The organism is Veillonella sp. oral taxon 780 str. F0422 (assembly GCF_000221605.1).
In the GTDB taxonomy this organism is placed as follows: domain Bacteria; phylum Bacillota; class Negativicutes; order Veillonellales; family Veillonellaceae; genus F0422.
Window position 1 is genome coordinate 1 of record NZ_AFUJ01000073.1, and the last position, 5,093, is coordinate 5,093.

Annotated in this window: 5 protein-coding genes; all 5 read right to left on the reverse strand. The window is 38.2% G+C overall.

Features of this window, described 5'->3' with window-relative positions; genetic code table 11:
• On the reverse strand, nt 1-538 hold a 538-nt coding region (locus HMPREF9200_RS07750), incomplete at its 3' end, for an ATP-binding cassette domain-containing protein (RefSeq protein ID WP_009354172.1).
• Nucleotides 539-638: 100 nt separating this feature from the next.
• Entirely contained in the window at nt 639-1,283 is a 645-nt protein-coding gene (locus HMPREF9200_RS07755; RefSeq protein WP_009354171.1) for a hypothetical protein, read from the reverse strand.
• 11 nt (nt 1,284-1,294) lie between these two features.
• Nucleotides 1,295-1,858, reverse strand: coding sequence for a lytic transglycosylase domain-containing protein (locus HMPREF9200_RS07760; RefSeq protein ID WP_009354170.1), 564 nt, complete (start codon nt 1,856-1,858; stop codon nt 1,295-1,297).
• Nucleotides 1,855-2,412, reverse strand: a complete 558-nt coding sequence (coaE, locus tag HMPREF9200_RS07765; RefSeq protein WP_009354174.1) for a dephospho-CoA kinase — start codon at nt 2,410-2,412, stop codon at nt 1,855-1,857. The genes HMPREF9200_RS07760 and coaE overlap by 4 nt, the downstream gene beginning before the upstream one ends.
• 135 nt (nt 2,413-2,547) lie before the next feature.
• Nucleotides 2,548-5,093, reverse strand: a 2,546-nt coding sequence (gene polA / locus HMPREF9200_RS07770; protein ID WP_009354173.1) for a DNA polymerase I, incomplete at its 5' end; no start/stop codon positions are given.

The following is a 5,093-nucleotide window of genomic DNA, read 5'->3' on the forward strand; positions in this document are numbered from 1 at the left end:
AATCAGGACGACGCACCAAGGCTTTCGCCAAGTTAATACGCGTTTTTTGTCCCCCAGAAAATTCACTGGCTTTCTTCTTTAAATCTTCGTCACTAAATCCTAACCCATAAGCAATACGTTGGCTTTGTTTTTCATAATCATAGCCACCAAGCCATTCTAATCGCTCTTGCAAATAGGATAAACGACGCAAGTCCTGTTCTGTGGCATCGCGATTTTCTAATTCTGTCGTTAACTCTTGTAACTGGGATTCTAGGTGCTGTACATCAGCCCAAGCCGTTTGAATTTCTTCTTCTAAACTAGCATCACCTAAATTTACATCTTGTTGCAAATAGCCTATGGTGATACTACTGTCTTTCACAATGATCCCCGCATCATGTTCTTCTATGCCTAGTATGCATTTCATCAACGTCGATTTACCTGCCCCATTCGGGCCAACTAAAGCGAGACGTTCTCCTTGTCGTATGGTAAAAGATACATTAGAGAAAATTTCTCGTATCCCAAAGGATTTCCCTAGTTTTTCTATTCGGATCTGTTCCAAAATACTTCCCCTATCCTATTTCTGTTCCCTATACAAAAGTATTACCATTACATAGTATCTAAAAAATATACCATTTATATTAGTAAATAATATAGGTAGTTTATAAACTAAGTAATACTTCTTGTAAATGATTCGTCAAAGCTTGCTCAAATTTATCTATCGTAGTTGCGTCCAAGTCATGTGTAATTCCTGGATAGCCTTGTTGTCTAGTTTCACCAAAAAATTCATCGCGGAATGTATTATAAAATAATACGACTCCTGTTTCCTCATTATCTTTGATATAGGTGCCAATAATATAGGAACCATTAATCATATCTAATGCAGTATGAGGCGTCACATCTAACTGATATCCTACGATTGTTTGTGGCAATGCCTCTCTATAATTCCACTGATGTATACCTTTTTTCTTGTATTCGTACACAAATCCTTCTTGGGGCGCCATAAATCGTGTCATCATAGATGCTTTATAGTTAGCCTTTAGGTTCTCCATAAATGGGGTTAAAGACTCACGTATAAAAGCAATGTCTACAAACTCTACTAAAGGTACTGTAATACGTACCATATAATCCCCTACTTCCGTATCATAGAGAACTGACCAACGCCAATTTCTATCATTTGTATAATAAAAGATACTATAAACAGTAGATGATATGGCTTTTTGTTCCACCACTAAGTGAAAGTCTCCAATAGTGGATTCTACCCATGATAAATCGAGGGTTTCACATTCTTTTATGATTGCATCCATGGACTCTTTCCTTATCGTAGTTGACTATATAATGCTTGATACTGTGATTCATTCGCTATCACGCGTTTCACGTAATCTTTTGTTTCTGGAAATGGTATTTTGTCTATATCATCAAAATTATCATCCCAGCCATAGGTCTGCATCCATTCCTCCACATGACCACGTCCTGCATTGTAGGCTGCTAAGGCTAAGATTTCATTACCTTTAAATTCTTCTAATAAATATGATAAATACCAGGTCCCTAATTGTATATTCGTGTTCGGTTCCTTAATATCTTGGTCAGACAAGCTAGACTGATTTAATTGTTCTCCAATCCAGTGCGCTGTTTCTGGCATTAACTGCATCAATCCTATAGCCCCTGGTAAAGATTTTGCATTCGTATCAAATTTACTTTCCGTATAGATAACAGCCGCAACCATAGATGGTCTTACATGGTAAGTAGATGCATTTTTTATTACCGCGCTTTCATATACTAATGGATACGCATACTGTCTAGCTAAATAGGGTTGTCCATATTGCACATAGTAGGCCGTAAGAACAACGATTAGCCAAGCAAATGCTGTGGATACCCTCATAGTTCCTCCTTCTGAAAGTGAATTTTCGCTGTTTTCCACAATTTTCGTAATTGTTTTTCTAACTGTTTCATAGTCCCTGAATTATCAATAACTACTGTGCTCAATGCACGCTTTTCATCTAAACTCATTTGGCTGTGGATTCTATCTAATGCTTCTTGTTCAGAATAACCATTGCGTTTCATCAGCCGTTCTAACTGAGTAGCAGGATTCACATAGACCAACCAAATTTCATCCATACGTGCATACCAATCTGTTTCAAACATCAATGGTATATCATAGATGATAGCCTGCTTTCCTTTTGCTTCCCATTCTTCTGTCAATTCTTGTATACGATGTCTAATATGGGGTTGCAATATAGAATTGATGGTCTCCAAGGCTTCTGGATCAGAAAATACTAGGCTACCAATATAGGCACGATGTAACGTACCATCTTCTAGCACTGTATTAGGTCCAAAGGCCTCTACCAATTCCTGCAAACCTGGTGTCCCCGGCTCTACTACTTCTCTAGCCACTACATCTGCATCAATATAGGGAATACCTTTTTTTGTAACCATCGTAACACTGTACTTTTACCAGAGGCAATGCCTCCTGTGAGTCCGATTTTATACATATTTACCCCCACATTTGATTCTAGTCATACTCAACTATTATTATACACAAATACATTGTATAGAAATTCTATAAACCTACTATTTTACATCTGCCCAGTTCTGTGCACTGTGCACATCTACCTGCAATGGCACTCGTAATGTCACTACTTGTTCCATACAATTACGCAACAGAGTTTCTACTTGCTCTTGTTCCGATTCTACTACTTCTAGCACTAGTTCATCATGTACCTGTAATAAAATACGAGATTGCAAGCCTTGCTCTTCTAGCGCTTGTTCTACTTGGTTCATGGCTAACTTAATAATGTCTGCCGCTGTCCCTTGAATTGGTGTATTCATAGCTGTACGCTCCGCAAAGGATCGACGGTTAAAGTTACGGCTATTAATATCAGGTAATGGGCGAACACGGCCAAACATAGTGCGTACAGATCCAGTTTCATGGGCTTCTTGCACCATGCGGTCCATGTACCCTTTAATTTGTGGATAACGACTGAAATATAACTCAATATATTCTTTTGCTTCTGCTCTCGTAATACCTAAGTCACGCGACAAACCAAAGTCACTAATACCATAAATAATACCGAAGTTGATCGCCTTTGCATGGGAACGCTCCAGTGGCGTTACTTCTTCTAAGGATTTACCCAACACTTCTGCTGCTGTAAAACGGTGAATATCTTCACCATTTTGGAACGCTTGAATTAAGGCAGGATCCTCTGACAAGTGCGCCAAAATACGTAATTCTATCTGAGAATAATCGGCACTGACGAACATATCATATCCATCATGAGGTTTAAATAAAGCTCGAATTTCTCGGCCTTTTTCACTGCGTACAGGAATGTTTTGCAAATTTGGATCAGAACTACTTAAACGACCAGTCGCTGTTACCATTTGATTAAAAGAAGTATGAATCCGGTTAGTATGAGGATTCACAAGTCCTTCAAACCCTTCTAAGTAGGTAGATACCAATTTTACCACTGAACGATAGGCCAAAATTTGTTCTACAATTTCATGGTCATTTCTGAGCATGTCTAGGACTTCAGCATCCGTAGAATAACCAGTTTTTGTTTTCTTAATCACTGGCAATTGTAATTTTTCAAACAAGATAACACCCAATTGTTTTGGCGAATTAATGTTGAAAGTCTCTCCAGCCAATGTAAATATCTTTTCTTGTAGTTCACTAACCTCTACTTTGAAGCGTTCCAATGTAGTGTGTAATTGCTCTACATCCATGTAAATACCATTTTTTTCTAGTACACATAGAGTACGTAATAATGGCAATTCAATATCTCGATATAAGTCCCACACACCTGCTACTTCCATCTCTTCCGTAGCCTTCTCGTGCATATGGTATAAAGCTTGCGCTTGTAGAGCCCACTCTGTTTCATTTTCCGTAGCAGGAATGGAAGGCTGTCCAAAACGTTCGCATAAATAGGTCATACCATAGTTTGCTCGTGTTGGATCGAGTAAATACGCCATTAATGTGAGATCTTTGATATGAACAGAATCTTCTTTTAAAATTGAAATGCGACCTGTTGTTTCAGTACCTAATACTTCAAATAACAATTTCGCATTATCTGTAACCAGTTCCTTGGCCCCTTCAAAGACTGTTTCTAAATGCCCTACATCTACAAATCCATTCACAACTAATTGAGTATCCCCATTATATAGATATAAGGCTTCTATCGTCCTAAATGGATGTGTTCCCGCTTCTTTCAAGACAAGGCTAATCACTTTATCTTCGTAAAATTCTCGTGGCACTTCTGTGACATGAGTTAATTCAATTTCTTCTGCTGGTGGAGCTAAGAATTGATCGAATAAAGTCCCTTCTTCTGCCACACCCATAGCCTTTAGTAGTCTTGGTGTTACTGCGTGAAAACCTAACTTTTCAAATAAAGGTGTCACTTCACCACGATGTACAGCAGGAATGAATTGCTCTAGTTCATAAGGCATATCCATATCTGTTTTGATGGTAGCTAGTTGATGTGAAATGAATGCTAAATCTTTATTATCTACTAATCGTTCTTTCAGTTTTCCCTTTTGTTCCTCAATATGCTCGTATACACCTTCTAGAGTACCATATTGATTCAATAGTTTAAGGGCTGTTTTTTCACCAACACCAGGAACACCTGGAATATTATCTGAAGAATCTCCCATAAGAGATTTCATTTCAATGACCATTTGCGGACCGTACCCATACAGTTCTTCCATATTAGCCATAGTCACATGAAGCATATCAGTGATGCCCTTTTTCGTTAAAAACACACTGGTATACTCATCGACTAATTGCAAATTATCTCTATCGCCAGTAATAATGTGAACTTGTAAGTCAGTAGACCCCCACTTTTTACTTAAAGAACCAATGATATCGTCGCCTTCAAATCCTTCTTCTTCAATGACAATGATACCTAAGGATTCTAAGACTTCACGGATCAAGCTAAATTGTGGGCGCAATTCATCTGGTGCACTTTGACGAGTTCCTTTATAGTCTTCGTAAATATCCATACGGAATGTTTGTTTACCTTTATCAAAGGCAACTGCGATATAATCTGGATTGATTTCCTCATACAGTTTTGTAAGCATTGTTAAGAATCCATACACCGCATTAGTAGGAACTCCTAGAGCATTTT